Source organism: Dactylosporangium sp. NPDC049525, from assembly GCF_040676755.1.
In the GTDB taxonomy this organism is placed as follows: domain Bacteria; phylum Actinomycetota; class Actinomycetes; order Mycobacteriales; family Micromonosporaceae; genus Dactylosporangium.
The window spans coordinates 179454-195282 of the sequence record NZ_JBFAPO010000003.1 but is presented as its reverse complement, the minus strand read 5'-3'; the positions used below and the strand labels follow the sequence as shown (position 1 = coordinate 195282).

Sequence of the window (15829 nt, the reverse complement as noted above, 5' to 3'; positions counted from 1 at the left end):
CGTGCGCGCGTATGTGCGGCTGGAGTTGCGGCGGCTGGCCCGGATGCCTGGGCTGCTCATCTTTGCGGTGCTGATGCCGCTGCTGAGCTATCTGCTCTTCACGAACATCGACGGGCTGACCGGGCAGGAGCGTAGCGTCGCCGCGACGTACACGATGGTCAGCATGGCCGGGTACGGGGCGATCGGCGCGCTGCTCAACTACGCCTCCGGTGTGGTCGTCGACCGGTCGATCGGCTGGATGCGGCAGCTGCGGCTCACGCCGCTGTCGCCGGTGCGCGTCGTCGTCGGCAAGGGGCTCGCGGCGATGGCGACCGCGATCGTCCCCGTGGCCGCGTTGTGCGTCGCCGCCGTGCTCGTGAACGGGGTCAAGCTCGACGTGGGTCAATGGCTGGCGATCGTGCCGTTGCTGTGGTTCGGCGCGCTGCCGTTCGCGCTGCTCGGGCTCGGCATGGGGTACCTCGCGACCGCGCAGACGGTGCAGCCGCTGAACCTGCTCGTGTACCTGGGGATGTCGGTCGTCGGCGGGCTGTGGCTGCCGCTGGACGCGCTGCCCGGCTGGGTCGCGGCGGTCGGGCGGTGGTTGCCGACCCACGCGTACGCCGACATGTCGTGGCAGGTCGCCTTCGGCGGCTCGCCGACGGTCACGGACCTGCTGACGCTCGCCGGCTGGATGGTCGCGTTCACGGCCCTCGCCGCCGTCGGGTTCCGCCGGTCGGTCCGCAGCACGGCGAGCCTGTAGCAGGCCGGCCGCGTCGTGCTGGACAACACAGAGGTTAGGGTGGAGCGCATGCCCGTGCAGCGGTGGAGACCGTCGGTCGGTGGGCTGCTCTGGGTCGGGGTGTGGACGTTTCCGCTGCTGGACCCGCTCAGCACGGTCGACGGCACCCGGGGTGGCATCATCGCCGGGGTCGGACTCGGGGTGTTCACCCTGACGTATGTCGTGATCACCACGCTCGGGTTCGACCACCGCGAGGACCTGCGCCGGGTCGCCGACGTCGGGTTCGGGGCCGTCGCGGCGCTCGGGGTGGGGCTCGCCGCCGCGTACGGCGAGCACTGGCTGATCGTGATGCTGTTCGTGGGAACGTGCGGGGCGGCGGTGTACGCGGGCTATGAGCGGGTGACCGTCGCGCTCGTCGTGCTCGCGTCGGTGCTGGCGGCGACGGTCCTGCTCGGGCTGCTGCACAACGCGCTCTCAACGGCGCTGATCACCGTCATCGGCACGGTCCTCGCGTCGGGGCTCGTCGGTGCGGTACGCCAGATGCAGCGGCTGATCCGTGAGCTGCAGCGGACCCGGGACGCCCTCGCCACGGCCGCCGTCGCGGAGGAGCGGCTGCGGTTCTCCCGGGATCTGCACGACCTGCTCGGTCACACGCTGTCGGTGATCGTGGTCAAGGCCGAGGTGGTGCGCCGCATCGCCGAACGCGACCCGGCCGCGGCCGCCGCGCAGGCCGCCGACATCGAGGACATCGGCCGCCGGGCGCTCGTCGAGATCCGGGAGGCGGTCACCGGGTACCGGGAGAGCGGGCTGACCGCCGAACTGACCCGTGCGAAGGGGGTGCTGTCCAGCGCGGGGATCACCGCGACTGTGCAACGGACCGCGGACCCGCTGCCGGAGGCGGCCGACCAGCTCCTCGCCTGGGTGCTGCGGGAGGCGACGACGAACGTGGTCCGGCACAGCGGCGCGCAACGCTGCGACATCGAGATCTCCACCGTTGACGGCGCGGCGGCGCTGAGCGTCGTCGACAACGGCGGGACCGCGTCCGGTGCCGCGTTCGGCAACGGGCTGCGGGGGCTCACGGAGCGGCTCGGAGCGGTCGGCGGCACCCTCCAGGCGGGTACCCGGGACGGCGGCGGGTTCGCCGTGGTCGCGAGACTGCCACTGTGAGCACTGTGACGGGCGCTGCGATGATCAGGGTGCTGCTGGCCGAGGATCAAGGCATGATGCGGGGCGCGCTCGCGCTGCTGCTCGACCTGGAGCCGGATCTCGAGGTGGTGGCGCAGGTCGCGACCGGGGACCAGATCGTCCCCGTCGCGGTGCGGGTCCGGCCGGACGTCGCGCTGCTCGACATCGAGATGCCCGGCGGCGACGGGATCACCGCGACCGCGGAGCTGCGCCGACGGCTGCCCGGGTGCAAGGTGCTGATCCTGACGACGTTCGGGCGGCCCGGGTACCTGCGCCGCGCGATGGAGGCCGGCGCGAGTGGCTTCCTGGTGAAGGACGGCCCGGTCGAGCAGCTGGCGGCGGCGGTCCGCCGGGTCCGCGCCGGGGAACGCGTCGTCGACCCCGCCCTCGCCGCGGCGGCCCTCGCCGCCGGGCCCGACCCGCTCACGGACCGCGAACGCGACGTGCTGCGCGAGTCGGCGGGCGGCGCGACCGTCGCCGACATCGCCGCCCGGCTCCGCCTGTCGGAGAGCACGGTCCGCAACTACCTGTCGGCGGCGATCACGAAGACCGGCACCCGCAACCGCATCGAGGCCGTCGGCATCGCACTGTCGAACGGCTGGCTGTGAGCGGGTTACGGCAGGATCGCGTCGACGTAGCCGCCGTCGACGCGGACCGCGCCGCCGGTCGTCGCGGACGCGAACGTAGAGCTGAGGTAGACCACGAGGTTGGCGATCTCCTCCGGTTCGATCAGCCGCTGCAGCAGCGAATTGGGCCGGTGCCGCAGCATGAACTCCCGCTGTGCCTCGTCCCACGGCAGGTCGCGGCCGACCAGGTCGTACACGAAATCCTCCACGCCGCCGGTGTGGGTGGGGCCCGCGATGACGGAGTTGACGGTGACTCCGGAGCCGGCGGCCTCCTTCGCGAAGCCGCGTGAGACCGCGAGCAGCGCCGTCTTCGACATGCCGTAGTGGATCATCTCGGCGGGGATGGCGACGGCGGAGTCGCTGGCGATGTACTGCACCCGGCCCCACCCCCGCTGTTTCATCCCGGGCAGGTAGGCGCGGGTGAGCCGTACGCCGGTGAGGACGTTCGTCTCGAAGTACCGGCGCCACTCGTCGTCGGTGATCTCCAGGGCCGGCCGGGTGCCGAAGATGCCGAGGTTGTTGACGAGGATGTCGACCTCCGGCAGCGTCTCCAGGGCGCTGCGGGTGCCGTCGTCGGTGGTGACGTCGGCGGCGACGGCCACGAACTCGGCGTCCGGTGCCTGCCCGCGCAGCGTGGTCAGGGCCTTCTCGACGGACCCGGCGGTGCGGCCGTTGACGCCGACCCGGGCGCCGGCGCGGCCCAGGCCGAGCGCGATCGCGGCGCCGATGCCCTGGGTGGAGCCGGTGACGAGTGCGGTGCGGCCGGCAAGCTCGATCTTCACGCCGTCAATCGTGCCACCGTCGGGCCGGTCCGCCGGTAACCCTGCGCGGGGTTCTGCCCGGAACTCTGCCCAGCGCGCTGCCAGTGGCGGAGCATCGGGGCGACGTCCCAGCCGAACTCCCGGGAGCGGTACTCGGCCTCCGCGCAACGAGCCGTCCAGCTCTGCCGCGCTGTGCCGGCTGCCGTGTTGGCTGGGAGCAGCTCGTCGCGCAGGTCCTGCAGGACGCGGATCGAGTGTTCGAACGCGGGCACCTCGCGGTCGCGGTCGCTGAGCTCGGCCATCCAGTCGACGTCGCGGCCGTCGCAGACCGTGCAGGCGCAGCCGAAGAGATCCGGGTCCGGGTGGCGGCGGTGCGCCCTGGCGATGGCACCGATCCGGCGGTACGACAGGGTCGGGCGGAACACGGCCGACGGCGCCGGGGGACGGAAACCGCGCGGCTGCGTGCCGCCCCCTGCGGCCGGTGCGGGACGCGGGGTCAGGTGTCGCAGGCCGGCGACGGTGCCGACCGCGGCGGCCTGCGCGCCGTGGCACAGCGCGCCGAGGGCCGACACGTCACAGCGCAGCAGCAGCGTCGGCACCCCGCAGTCCAGGACGGCCAGGAGCCCGTCGACCACGCCGGGGAGGGCGAACGGGTCGCGGTTCGCCTCCAGTACCAGCGCGACGGGGGCACCGGCAGCGCGGATGTGACCGGTCAGGACGGTGCGGTGCAGCCGGTCCTGCAGCCAGGCCGGGTGCAGCGGCAGGACGGCGACCGTGTCCGGCAGCACGGCGGCGCGGTGCAGGATGCCGGCGAGGCCGGGTTCGTCGCCGCTGTCGACGTACCCGGAGTCGGTGAGCACCGGCACTCCCAGCTCCCGTTGCCGGCGCAGCCACCGCGGGTTGAACGGCGCGCTCGCCGGCAGTCGCGCCTGGCCGGCGTAGCGGGCGGCGTCGAGCAGCAGCGGCGCCTCGAACTGTCGCTGGCGCAGCAGGTACGCGGCGGTGGCGAGCAGGCCCGCCTCGTCGCGCTGGTACGGCGAGATGACGAGGCCCGCGCCGGGACGTTCGGCGATCGGCGCGCACCGCAGCGCCTGGTTGGCCGTGCAGTGCACCAGCAACGTGCCGTCGGTGATCATGGCATTCGTCGATCCCGTCACTATTGGTACATCGAGCGTAACCAATAGTGCGGTATTCACGAACATTCACGTTCGTACGTGTGTGCTACCTGAGATCTGGCATTGGGGGGTCGGGGGTGGTCAGTCGCAGGTGTACTTGAAGGTCGCCGTGTCGGAGGCGGCGCTCGGGGCGGTCACCTTCAGCACGGAGGTGTAGGTGCCGGCCTCCCGTTTCGCGTTCGCCTCCCAGCTGTCCGTGTACGTCTTGGACCGCATCGTGGTGCCGAGCTCCTTGCCGCCGTCGACGGTGTACCGCAGCCGCACCTCCGGCACCGACACGGTGATCGTGACCTTCATGGTCACCCGGATGTATCGCGTCGAGCGCGGGCACGGACCGCTGGCGCTGGCCGGCTCGATGGTGATCGACGCCGCCGTGACCTGCGACTTTCCCGGCGACGCCGCGACGGTCGTCTTCGCCGCGGCGGGTGTGGTCTTCGCGGGGGTGGCGGTCGGCGTGGCAGGGGCGGCTTCCGCGGCCGGGTCGGCGTTCGGGTCCGCCGGGCCGGTCGGCACCAGCACGACGGGATCGGTGGCCGCCGACTTCGGGCGCGGGCGGGCGGTGTCGGCGGACGCGCTGTACAGGCCGAACGCGGCCAGACCGGCGACGAGGACGAGGATCACCGCGCCGCCCCCGACGAGCAGCAGCGTCTGCCGCGACCCGGCCGCGCCGGCCCGGTGACTGCCGGGTTCACTGCCGCTGTCGGATTCGCTGTCGCCGTCGCTGTCTGGGGTCAGCCACGCGGGCGGCTCCGGCTGCTCGCTCTCGATCACGGGCAACAGTGCACCACGGCATCAATCCGAAGAACCCTCGGGAAAACGGCCAGAGCGGAACCGACCGATCAGAAATCCGGTCGATTCCGCTCTCATGCTGGGCTCGTGCTGCACTCGTTCAGTGCAGCGCCGGGTAGCCGCCGAGCGGGTTGCCCTGCGCCTCGGCGCGGACCGCCGCGGCCGCGGCGGCGACCGAGCCGGCCGTCGCGACCCGGTCGACGATCGCGGCGACGACCTTCGGGGTGGCGAACGATGTGCCGCTCCACGTCGCCCAGCCGCTGGCGAACAGCTCATGGTTGATGTACGTGCTGATGATGTCCGCGCCCGGTGCGGCGACGCTCACCCACGGGCCGGTGTTGCTCCACTCGCAGATCGCGGTGCCGTCGTGCGCGGCGACCGCGAGCACCTGCCCGGCCCAGCCCGCACTCCCAGCAGTGTTGCCGGCAGTGTCACCGGCGGCGAACGCGGCCGGCCAGAACGGCCGGTCGGCGATGCCGTTGTTGCCGGCGGCCGCGACCACGACCCGGTCACCGCCGGACAGGAACGTCTGCAGGGCGGCGGACAGCGCGGCCGGCGGCAGGTCCCCGATCGAGAAGCCGCCGAGGGACAGGTTGAGGACGTCGGTGTCGGTGAGGCCGGTGATCGCGACGGCAAGGTCGGCCTCGGTGCACACGCCGAAGCTGTCCAGGATCTTCACGATGCGGACCTGCGCGCCGTCGGTGTCCTGCGCGACGACCCCGGCGATGAAGTTGGCGTGCCCGACGTCGGAGTCGAGCAAGCCGTCGGCGTCGCCGTCGAGGACCGTCTCGTGGTTCTCCGGCGTCGCGGTGTAGCAGCCGGCCGGCAGTGGACTGTCGAGCCAGATGCCGGTGTCCATGACGACGACGCGTACCGGCGACGTGTTGTCCGCCGACGGCGCCAGCTTGGCCGGCGGGGCGTCCGCCGGGACCGGCGGGCCGAAGGGGCCGCCGTGCTCGTGCGGGGTGGACATGAAGACGTGGTTGGGGCCGATGACCGAACCCTGCGGCAGCTGCCCCCGCAGCTGGCGGACGGCGGCGGAGACGTCGAGGCCGGACGTCCGCAGACGGCGCAGCCCCGCCGACGGTTCGTCCTCGGCGATCTCGCTGGTGCGGTGGCCGAGGCCGGCCAGGGTGCGGTGGGCGATCGCCGTGCCGGAGTCCTGGACCAGGATCTCGTCGGCGACGAACCGTACCGTCCGCCCGGCGTGCGTCTCGGTGCGCAACCACGGCAGTCCGGACAGGCGCTCGTCGCGGGTCTGCAGCCACCGTTCGAGCCGTTCTCGTGCAACGGACATGCTTGCTCCTCATGCTGGCAACGTGCGGACATACATCAACAGACGGACCGGTGACAAGAGACGCTGCCCGCTTCCCTTGATACACGCTGCCCTCAATACACGCTGCCTCAATACACGCTGCCCTTACATACACACTGCCCTGAATGCGTACTGCCCGTGATAGACATCGGAGGTGTCCTCCACCGCTGACGAGCTGGCGCAGCGGCTGTTGCCGATTGTGATGGCCGATCCGGGCAAGGCCAAGGCGCTCGCCGACGTGGCGTTGCGCGACGCCCGGCGCAGCGGCGACCACGCCGCACAGGCGGTGGCACTGCGGACGCTGGGCCTGGCCGCCCGGGCCCGGCACGACGCGGCGGACGCCGCCCGGCACCTGCGCGCGTCGATCGCCGTCGCCCGGCGGCACCGGCTGACGCAGTACGAGGCGGAGGCGCGCATGAGTCACGCCCTCATCCTCGACGACCTCGGCCGTCCCACCGCGGCGCTGCGGGAGATCGACCGGGCCATGGCCGACCTGCAGGGGCAGCGCCGGACGCGGGCCACCATGCAGCGGGCGCTGATCCTGCGCCGGCTCGGGTTCGACCGGGAGGCGATGGACCTGTACCGGGGGGCGTTGCGGGCGTTCCGCCAGTCCGGTGACGAGGTGTGGGAGGCCCGGACGCTGACGAACCGCGGGGTCCTGCACGGGTTCCGCGGCAACCTCCGCCTCGCCGAGGCCGACCTGCGTGCCGCGCAGGCGCTGTACAACCGGCTCGGGATGGCGACCGCAGCCGCGCAGGTCGAGCACAACCTGGGGTTCGTCGCGGCGCAGGCCGGTGACGTGCCGACGGCATTGGCCCGCTACGACCGGGCACACGACCGGCTGTGGAACACCGGCGTCGACGCGGTGAGCCTGCTGGATCGGGCGGACCTGCTGCTGTCGGTACGCCTGCTGCCCGAGGCCGACACCGCGATCCGCGCCGCGATCGCCGCGTGCACCGACGGGCACCTCGACTCGGTCCTCGGTCAGGCGCACCTGATGATGGCCCGGCTCTCGGCCGCCCAGTCCAAGGCCGCCGAGTCGAGGGCCGCCGCGGCCGCGGCCCGGAAGGTGTTCGCGCGGCAGAAGCGCGGCGTGTGGATCGCGCGGGCCAGGGTCGCCGAGCTGGCGGCGGTCGTCGCGTCCGGCCGGGCGCACCGCGGCACGCTGCGGGACCTGCGGACCGCCGGGCGGGCGCTGGTCGCGGCCGGCTGGCCGCAACCGGGCTGGGAGGCGCTGCTGGACGCCGCCCAGCTCGCCGTCGACCTCGGCGAATGCGCCACCGCCGCCGAGCTGCTCGCCGAGACCGCCGCCGCGTGGAAGCTCGGGCCGGCGCCGTTGCGGGTGCGCTGGTCGCACGTACGTGCGCGGCTCGAACTCGCCTGCGGCGCCACCGCCGAGGCGGCCAGGGCCGCGACCGCCGGGCTGCGGGTCGCCGACGAGTACCGGGCCAGCCTCGGCGCGACCGAGCTGCGGGTCCGTGGCAGCGTCGAGGCGGCGGCCCTCGCCGGGCTGCGACTGCGGCTCGCCCTGGACCACGGCGGCCCGCGGGAGGCCCTCACCTGGGCGCAGCGGTGCCGGTCGGCAGCGCTGTCCCTGCCGCCGACCCACCCGTCCAGCGACCCCGTCGTCGCCCGGCACCTCAGCGAGCTGCGCCGCATCACCGGCGAGCTGGCCGCCGCGCCGGCCGGGCCGCAACGCGCCGGGCGGCTCCTGCGCCGGCAGCGGTCCCTGGAGGCGGAGATCCGCCGCCGCTCGTGGCGGGTGCCCGGCTCCGCCCCGACCGCGCGGACCGACGTCCCGTTCGTCGACCTCGTCGCCGCCCTGGACGGGCGCGTCCTGCTGGAGCTGCTCGCCATCGACGGTGTGCTGCACGCGCTCGTGGTGAGCCGCACCAGGACCCGGTACCGGGTCACGCACCGGGTCGTCGGGCCGATCGCCCCGGTGGCCACGGAGCTCGAGCACCTGCGGATCGCGCTCAGCGGTCAGATCCTCGGCCAGGGGGGTACCAGCGCCGACCGGGCCGCCCGCGGCGTCGACGCTCTCGACCGGCTGCTGCTCGACCCGGTCGCGGACCTGATCGGCACCGGGTCGATGGTCCTCGTGCCGACGGGCGCGCTGCACGCGATGCCCTGGACGATGCTGCCCCGGCTGCGGGGGCGATCGATGACCGTCGCCCCGTCCGCCGCGATCTGGTGGCGGGTCGCGACCCAGCCGCCGGTCGACGGCCCCACGGTCCTCGTCGGCGCCCCGTCCGCGCCGCAGGCCGGGGCGGAGGTCGCGCAGATCGCCGCGGATCAGAGCCGGGCTGGGCGCGCCGGTGCGACGGTGCTCGCGGGCGAGCGGGCCCGGGTGGCGCCCACGCTCGCGGCGCTCGACGGGGCCGCGATCGGGCACATCGCCTCGCATGGCGAGTTCCGGGTGGACAACCCGCTGTTCTCGTTCCTCATGCTGGCCGACGGCCCGCTGACCGTGTACGACTTGTCGGTCCTGCGCCGCCCGCCGGCCCTGCTCGTGCTGTCGGGCTGCGACACCGGGCTGGCCGAGGTGCACCCGGGCGACGAGCTGATGGGCCTGGTGTCGGCGCTGCTGAACATGGGCACCGCGACGGTGGTGGCGAGCACCGGGCCGGTCGACGACGGCGCGACCAGGGTGCTGATGCGTGACCTGTACACCCACCTCGGCGCTGGGCACCCGCCGGCGACTGCCCTGGCGATGGCGCAGTCGACCGCGCGGGCGACGGCGCAGGCCCTCGCCGACCCGGCGCTGCGGGCGAGCACGGACAGCTTCGTCTGCTTCGGCGCCGGCTGAGCCGCACTCCTGGGTTACGAATTTTTCTCTGGTTCGGCTCGCGGAAATGTCGGACCCCGGATCTACGATGTGCCGCATGCGACGCCCGTGGACCCCGCTGACGGCAGCCGCGCTGCTGCTGGCGCTGGGTGCGCTCGTGGCGTGGGGCGTCGGCGGCGCGCTCGGGCTGTCCTTCAGCCCGGTGGCCGTCCCAGCCGAGCGGGCCGTCGCCGCGCCGGCGACGCCGCTGGTCCCGGCGCCGCAGATCGGCACGATCAGCGTGCAGCACGACCAACCCGCCGACCCGGGGCTTGCCCTCGCCGCGACCGCCGTCGCCGACGCGCTCGTGCAGCGTGGCCAGCCCCGCCCCGCGATCAACCAGGAGCCGGGCGCCGGGTCTGTGGGTGCTGGGCAGCTGCGGGTCGTGGTCGGTGGGGCGCCGTTCGACCCGTCGCCGGAGGCGTATCGGCTCCGGGGTGACGCCTCGGGGATCACCGTCGAGGCTGCCAGTGTCAGCGGCGCCGCCGCGGGGTTGTATGCGATCGCCGACCGGATCCGTTCCGGGGTGGCGGTGCTGCCCGAGGCCGGGTCCGGTGCGGGGCCGGCCGTGTTCGCGCCGCGGCTCGGCCTGCGGCTCACCGACGCCGGTTCGGTCGGCCGGGAGCCCGACGCCGCCGCGTTCGCCGCGGGCACCGACTATTCGCTCAACACCGACGTCGTCGGCGGGGCGCTGCTGCCGGCGGCGCCGTGGGTGGACCGGGCCGCCGTCGACCGGATCGACGGGCAGTTCCGGCAGTTCGTCGAGCACTCTCTCGCGCAGGGCTACAACGGCGTCGTCGTCCCCGGCTTCCTGGAATACGTGACGTTCTCGCTCGTCGGCGACGGGCACGCCGTCTACCCGGAAGGCGACGACCACATCGCCCGCGCGCGGGCACTCGTCGCCGCGTTCGCCCCCGTGTTCCGCCGCGCCGCCGACCTCGGCATGCGGGTCTACCTGCTCACCGACATGCTGGCCGTCTCGCCGCCGCTGGAGCGCTACCTGCAGCGGGAGTTCGGCGGCAGCATCGGCGAGGCCAGGCTTGCCGACCCGAGGTTCTGGCAGGTGTACCAGCTGGGGCTCGCCGAGCTGTTCGATGCGATGCCGTTCGTCGCCGGCCTGATGGTCCGCATCGGCGAAGGCGGCGACGTCTACTCCCAGCCCGGCTGGGACTACTCGTCGAAGCTCGCGGTCACCGGCGTCGACGCCGTCCGCGCCATGCTGCGGGCCCTGCTGTATGTCGCCGGCACCGCGGACAAGGACCTCATCTTCCGCACCTGGACCGTCGGCGTCGGCGCCGTCGGCGACCTGCACACCAACCCGGAGTCCTACGAGGAGGTCCTCGGCGGCATCGACGACCCGCATCTCATCGTCTCGACGAAGTACACGCTCGGCGACTTCTACAGCCACCTGCCGTTCAACGGCACCCTGGAGACGGGGACACAGCGGCGGATCGTGGAGTTCCAGGCCAGGCGCGAGTTCGAGGGGTTCGGGGCGCTGCCCAACGACCTGACCGGGCTGCACCAGCAGGCGCTGCGGCGGTTCCTCGCCGCGAACCCGCACGTCGAGGGCATCTGGACGTGGACGCAGGACGGCGGCCCGCTGCGCGCCGGGCCGATGACGCTGTACCTGCGCAACGGGTTCTGGCAGCTGTACGACCTCAATGCGTACACCCTCGGGCGGCTCGCGCGGGACCCGGACGTGCCGGCGGAGCAGCTGACCGCCGACTGGGTGCGGCAGACGTTCTCGACCGACCCGGCGACCGTCGCCGCCGTCGGCGAGATGCTCGCGATGTCCCGGGAGGCGGTGACGAAGGGGCTGTATGTCAGCGCGTACGCGGACCGTTCCGTGCGTGCCCTCGGCCTCGAACCGCCGCCCATGATGTGGATCTTCGAATGGGACATCGTCACCGGCGACTCGGCCGCCCTCGACAGCATCTACGCAGTGACGCGAGACGCTGTCGACGCTGCGGTCGCCGAGGGGGAGCGGGCGGTGGAGGTCGCCGACCGCATGCGGGCCGTGATCGTGGCGACCGACCCCGCCGCGTGGCGCGACCCGGTGCTGCGGGCGAAGCTGATCGACACGCTGACCTATGAGGCCGATCTGTTCGGCACGCTCGGGGCGTACCGGACCATGGTGCTGCGGCACGCGCAGTGGCTCGACACCGGCGACGGCGCCGCCTACGACGAGTGGCGCAAGGCCGAGAGCCGCTACCTGACGGCCCGCGACGCGCACGTCACGCGGTATGGCGGCGACGTTGAACTGCCCGCGTACAACTTCACCGCCGCCGATCTCGGTGCCACCCGTGCCGACCGTGACCTGACAATGGCGTGGCTGGCCAGGGCGCTGCTCGTGGCGCTCCTGGCGGTGTTCGCGGCCGGTGCGCTACGGCCTGGAGCGCTACGGCCTGGAGCGCCGCGGATCGGTGCGCTGCGGGCGTTGTGGGTCGGTGCGACGCGGCCGTGGCGGCTCGCCGGCCTCGACGGGACGCCGACGCGCGCCGACCGGGTCGTCGTGATCGCGGTGCCGGTGGTGGCGCTGGTCGCGAGCCGCCTCGTGTTCACGTGGTTCGCGGCGCCGGCGCAGCTCGTCGCGACGCTCGGCGCGTGGCTGCTGTTCGCCGTCACGGCCAGGCTGCTGATCGGGCGGCGCGACCCGTTCCACCTGTGGGCGGCGATCGGCGGGGTGGCGCTGCTGCGGACCGTGCTGCTCCTCGGCGTGCTCGCGGTGCGCGGGCCTGGGCACTACTGGCTGGAGTTCTGGACCGCGCCGGCGGCAAGGGCCGGCTACATCTGTGTGGCGTTCGCGGCGTTCGGCTGGCTGTTCGTGGCGACAGGCCTCGTCCTGCGCGACCGGTACGGGTTGCGCCGCCGCCGGGTGGCGGGGACGCTGCTGCTCGCGGCCGGGGTGCCGCTCGCGCTGCTCGGCGGGCTGGTCGCCGCCGTCGGCCTGGAGCGGGCGCTGACGGTGTGGAACGACCAGATGGCGTTGCTGCCGTGGGGCCTGTCGCGGATCCTGGGGATCACGGTGTACCTCGGCATCCCGTCCGCCCTGCCGAGCGCCGTCGCCGCGTGCGGACTGGTGCTGGTGGCGGCGGGTGGTGCACTGTCCGCGGGAAGGAGGCAGGCATCCACCGGACGATGAGCGCAACGCTGGCCGCCACAATCGCCGCAGTCGGGTTGGCTGCGGTCGGGTTGGCTGCTGTCGGGTTCGCCGCGGTTCGGTTGGCGGGCGGCGGCGCTCACGACCATCGGGATGCGGTGGCGGTCCTGCAGGCGGTCGCCGTGGACCGGTTGCTGGTCGCGGGGGCCGACAGCAGGGTGCGGCTCGCGTCGGCCGTCGACCTCGTGACGCGCTGCGTGCGGCTGGACGTCGCCGTCGCGGAACTGGCGGCGACCGGTCAGGAGCGGCTCGCGCAACGGCGCCGGCTCGAGTTCCTCGACCTGTCCCGGCTGGACCGCCGCCTGCCCGGCGGTTCGCGGCGCGGCCTGCGGGACCTGCTGCGGGACGCGTTGCTGCGGTCGGCGGACACCGACGCCGCGTTCCTCGGGTGGGCGAGAGCGCGGCAGGCGAACGGGTGCGACAGCGGCGGCGTCGTCGGGGTGTCCGACGAGGCGTTCGCGAGGGCTCGCCGGGTCGAGAGCACCTATCGCGACGCGATGCGCGCCGCCGACACCTCGACCGCTGCCAAACGGGCGTTCCTGGACCAGTGGAACCTGGTCGCGTCCCGCCTCGGCCTGCGGGTCTGGACCGAGTTCGCCATCTAGTTGGTTCGCCGTCTAGCCGGCCTCGCTGTCTAGCTGGTCAGGTCGGCGAGCACCGTCGCGGCGTCGGGCATGGCGACGAGCTCGGCGCGTACCGTCGCCGCGGCCGTCGTGAACGAAGGCTCCTCCAGCAGGCGGGTGACCCGGTCGGCGATCGCGCTCCCGGTCACCTCGGCCGGGTGCAGGGCGAGGCCGGCGCCGGCCTGCTCGATCGCCTCCGCGTTCATGAACTGGTCGCCGCCCTGCGGCAGCACCAGCTGCGGCAGGCCGTGCGTGAACGCGCCGAACATGATCCCGGCGCCGCCCTGCGACACGACCGCCGCGCAGCGGGGCAGCAGCAGCGTGTGTGGCAGGTACGGGGCGAGCAGCACGTGCGCCGGCTGCCGCCCGAAGCCGGTGGGGTCGACGTCCGGCCCGACCGTCGCGACCACGTTCACCGGCAGCGCCGACAGCGCGGCGATCGCGGTGTGCAACACGTTGCGGTTGTCGTGGAACACGGTGCCGAGCGTGACGTGGACCGTCTGCTCGTAGGGCAGCGCGTCAATGGCGGCGGGCAGGCGCTCCCCAGGCGCTGGGGAGCCCGCGACCGGCCGCAGCGGCACCGCGTCCGGCCAGATCCGCTCTACTGCTGAGATGCCGGCCGCTGAGACGTCAGCTGCTGGGGCGCCGGCTGCTGGCTGTCGCAGGCTCGGCGGGCACAGCTCCAGGTATGTCGCCGCGCGATGGTCGCCGCTCGTGTCGTACCGGCCGAACAGGTCGTCCAGGATCGGGCCTAGTGCGCCCCACAGCTGGATCGGCGGCATGATGCCGATGCCGTGCACGACCTGCCGCGCACCGGTGACGGCGGCGGCGACGGGACCGGCGAGTTCGGTGTCCTCGGAGATGACGAGGTCGGGCTTCCAGTCCACGGCCCGCGGCACGAGGTCCGCGGCACGGGCCCGCGCCGTGTCCGCGAAGTACGCGAGCCAGTTCGTGCCGGGGCCCCCACCGGCCTCGCGGTGCGACGGTCCGACGGCCCACGTGGTGACGCCGCGCCCCTCTGTGTGCACGTCCAGGTGCGTGACCAGGTGCGTGACCAGGTCGGCGCCGGTCGCCACGACGACGTCATGGCCGGCGTCCCTCGCGGCGAGGACCAGCGGCAGGATCGGATTGACATGACCGAACATCGGGCACGCGCTGAAAAGGATCCGCATACCTCGTCCACGCACCCCGGCGCACAGCGGTTCAGGGTCACAGCGGTTCAGAACAGCGTTCAGGGGCTGTCGAAATCGGGGTGTGCCGTTCGACGCGTCAGTGAGCGCACGAACCGCGGCGCTCCCGACGCCACCGAAAGGCTCCGATCATGACCGTCACCAGCACCGCCGTCACCAGCACAGAGACGTCCAGCACAGAGACGTCCAGCACTGGCGCCAGCAGCACCGGCGTCCCGAGGTTGCTCGCGGGGGCCGCGGTGCTCGCGGCGCCAGTGTTCACCGTTGCTGCCGTCGTGCAGGCGGCGACCCGCGACGGGTACGACATCACCCGCCACCCCGTCAGCATGCTCGCCCTCGGCGGTCTCGGTTGGGTGCAGACGACCAGCTTCGTGGTGACCGGGCTGCTCAGCGTCGCCGGAGCGGTCGGCGTTCGGCGGGTCCTGCAGGGCGGGCGGGGGCGCACATGGGTGCCGGTGCTGCTCGCGCTGATCGGGGTGGGGCTGCTCATCGCGGCGGTGTTCCGGATGGATGCGAGCGACGGGTTCCCGCTCGGCACTCCGCCCGGCCGCCTGACCACGATGAGCGGCCACATGATCCTGCACAACGTCGGCGGCAGCCTGTCGTTCTTCTCGATGATCGCGCTGTGCTTCGTGCTGGCGGCGAGATTCCGCGCAGACCAGCAGGCAGACCGGCAGGCAGGGTGGCGCGGGTGGGCCCTGTCGGGGCGGGTCGCCGGGGTGCTGTTCGCGCTCGGCCTCGGGTGGGCGATGACCGGCGGCGAGGGCGGCGCGCTCACCCTGTTCCTGGGTGTCGCCGTCGCCTGGAACTGGATCGCCGTCGCCCTTACCCTCGCCGCCGGCGTCACCGGCGCGGCCCTACCGCAGCGCGGGGTCGGCCGCCGGGTGGGGTGAGCGGCCGAGCGGCATCAGCCCGACGAACAGCAGGACGGCGGCGAGGGGCATCAGGTCGAGGTTCACGCCGATCGCCGCGAACGCCGCCACCACCAGCACCGGGCTCCACACCGGGATGTGCCGGGCGAGCACCAGCAGCACCAGCAGGGTCAGCATGCCCACCTGGAACAGCGCCGGACCGGCGATCTGCAGCGCGTCGGGCAGCTCGGGGAACGACGCGAACAGGTCCCCGACGATCACCCACAGGAAGCAGGCGGCGCCGAACACCCCGCCGGCCGTGGCGGCGAGCGCGACACCTCGGCGGACGGGCGTGGCGTGTACCGGGCGCAGTGCCCGGTACACGTGCACCGTCAGCGCCGCCAGCAGGACGAACGCGACGAAGAAGCAGACGTGGCCGACGTTCCAGAGAGCGCCGTCCTTGTCGTGGTGGCCGTCCCGGCCGTCGATCAGCCGCAGCGTGCCGTAGACGAAGAGCAGGACCGGAGCGCCGAGCCGTACCAGCGGGGGAGTCAACGGGGGAGTCAGCTGCGGAGTCATAGGTGCAGACTCGCAACCGTCGATCCGCAC

The 15829-nt window shown here is 73.4% G+C and carries 13 protein-coding genes; 7 read left to right on the top strand and 6 right to left on the bottom strand.

Translation table 11 applies throughout. The features are described 5' to 3' along the window. The first annotated feature begins 1 nt into the window (after position 1). Genes AB0K00_RS07560 through AB0K00_RS07550 form a run of 3 tightly spaced genes read left to right on the top strand, consistent with a single transcriptional unit; the run spans position 2 to position 2511 of the window. The gene (locus AB0K00_RS07560; protein ID WP_363516929.1) at positions 2-739 is read left to right on the top strand and encodes an ABC transporter permease; all 738 of its coding nucleotides are present in this window, start codon (positions 2-4) and stop codon (positions 737-739) included. A gap of 48 nt (positions 740-787) precedes the next feature. Further along, positions 788-1885, top strand: a complete 1098-nt coding sequence (locus AB0K00_RS07555) for a histidine kinase (protein ID WP_363516926.1) — start codon at positions 788-790, stop codon at positions 1883-1885. 20 nt (positions 1886-1905) lie between these two features. Then, a complete protein-coding gene (locus AB0K00_RS07550) occupies positions 1906-2511 on the top strand; it encodes a response regulator transcription factor (protein WP_363517628.1) in 606 nt (201 codons plus the stop codon). A 5-nt stretch (positions 2512-2516) separates the two neighbouring features. Here the strand turns inward: AB0K00_RS07550 and AB0K00_RS07545 are convergent, their stop codons facing one another. The 4 genes from AB0K00_RS07545 to AB0K00_RS07530 all read right to left on the bottom strand — a co-directional run bounded on the left by AB0K00_RS07545 (position 2517) and on the right by AB0K00_RS07530 (position 6551). Then, positions 2517-3311 (bottom strand): SDR family oxidoreductase, encoded by a 795-nt coding sequence (locus tag AB0K00_RS07545; RefSeq protein ID WP_363516923.1) that lies wholly within the window; start codon positions 3309-3311, stop codon positions 2517-2519. Next, entirely contained in the window at positions 3308-4426 is a 1119-nt protein-coding gene (locus AB0K00_RS07540; protein WP_363516920.1) for a hypothetical protein, read from the bottom strand. The genes AB0K00_RS07545 and AB0K00_RS07540 overlap by 4 nt, the downstream gene beginning before the upstream one ends. 120 nt (positions 4427-4546) lie before the next feature. After that, a complete protein-coding gene (locus AB0K00_RS07535) occupies positions 4547-5236 on the bottom strand; it encodes a hypothetical protein (protein ID WP_363516917.1) in 690 nt (229 codons plus the stop codon). A 118-nt stretch (positions 5237-5354) separates the two neighbouring features. Continuing rightward, positions 5355-6551: a S8/S53 family peptidase gene (locus AB0K00_RS07530; RefSeq protein WP_363516914.1), complete on the bottom strand. Its 1197-nt coding sequence runs from the start codon at positions 6549-6551 to the stop codon at positions 5355-5357. Between the two features lie 172 nt (positions 6552-6723). Between AB0K00_RS07530 and AB0K00_RS07525 the strand changes: the two genes are divergently transcribed. The 3 genes from AB0K00_RS07525 to AB0K00_RS07515 all read left to right on the top strand — a co-directional run bounded on the left by AB0K00_RS07525 (position 6724) and on the right by AB0K00_RS07515 (position 13161). After that, complete coding sequence (locus tag AB0K00_RS07525) at positions 6724-9378, top strand: CHAT domain-containing tetratricopeptide repeat protein (RefSeq protein ID WP_363516911.1); 2655 nt, start codon at positions 6724-6726, stop codon at positions 9376-9378. A 76-nt stretch (positions 9379-9454) separates the two neighbouring features. Next, entirely contained in the window at positions 9455-12538 is a 3084-nt protein-coding gene (locus tag AB0K00_RS07520) for a hypothetical protein (RefSeq protein WP_363516908.1), read from the top strand. Positions 12539-12654: 116 nt separating this feature from the next. Beyond that, positions 12655-13161: a hypothetical protein gene (locus tag AB0K00_RS07515; RefSeq protein ID WP_363516905.1), complete on the top strand. Its 507-nt coding sequence runs from the start codon at positions 12655-12657 to the stop codon at positions 13159-13161. Positions 13162-13190: 29 nt separating this feature from the next. On the opposite strand, the gene AB0K00_RS07510 is transcribed toward AB0K00_RS07515, so the two are convergent. Further along, positions 13191-14351: a glycosyltransferase gene (locus AB0K00_RS07510; RefSeq protein WP_363516902.1), complete on the bottom strand. Its 1161-nt coding sequence runs from the start codon at positions 14349-14351 to the stop codon at positions 13191-13193. A 149-nt stretch (positions 14352-14500) separates the two neighbouring features. Between AB0K00_RS07510 and AB0K00_RS07505 the strand changes: the two genes are divergently transcribed. Next, positions 14501-15262: a DUF998 domain-containing protein gene (locus AB0K00_RS07505; protein WP_363516900.1), complete on the top strand. Its 762-nt coding sequence runs from the start codon at positions 14501-14503 to the stop codon at positions 15260-15262. On the opposite strand, the gene AB0K00_RS07500 is transcribed toward AB0K00_RS07505, so the two are convergent. Next, positions 15227-15799 (bottom strand): hypothetical protein, encoded by a 573-nt coding sequence (locus AB0K00_RS07500; protein WP_363516897.1) that lies wholly within the window; start codon positions 15797-15799, stop codon positions 15227-15229. The two genes, AB0K00_RS07505 and AB0K00_RS07500, sit on opposite strands and share 36 nt — an antisense overlap. Positions 15800-15829 lie beyond the last annotated feature (30 nt).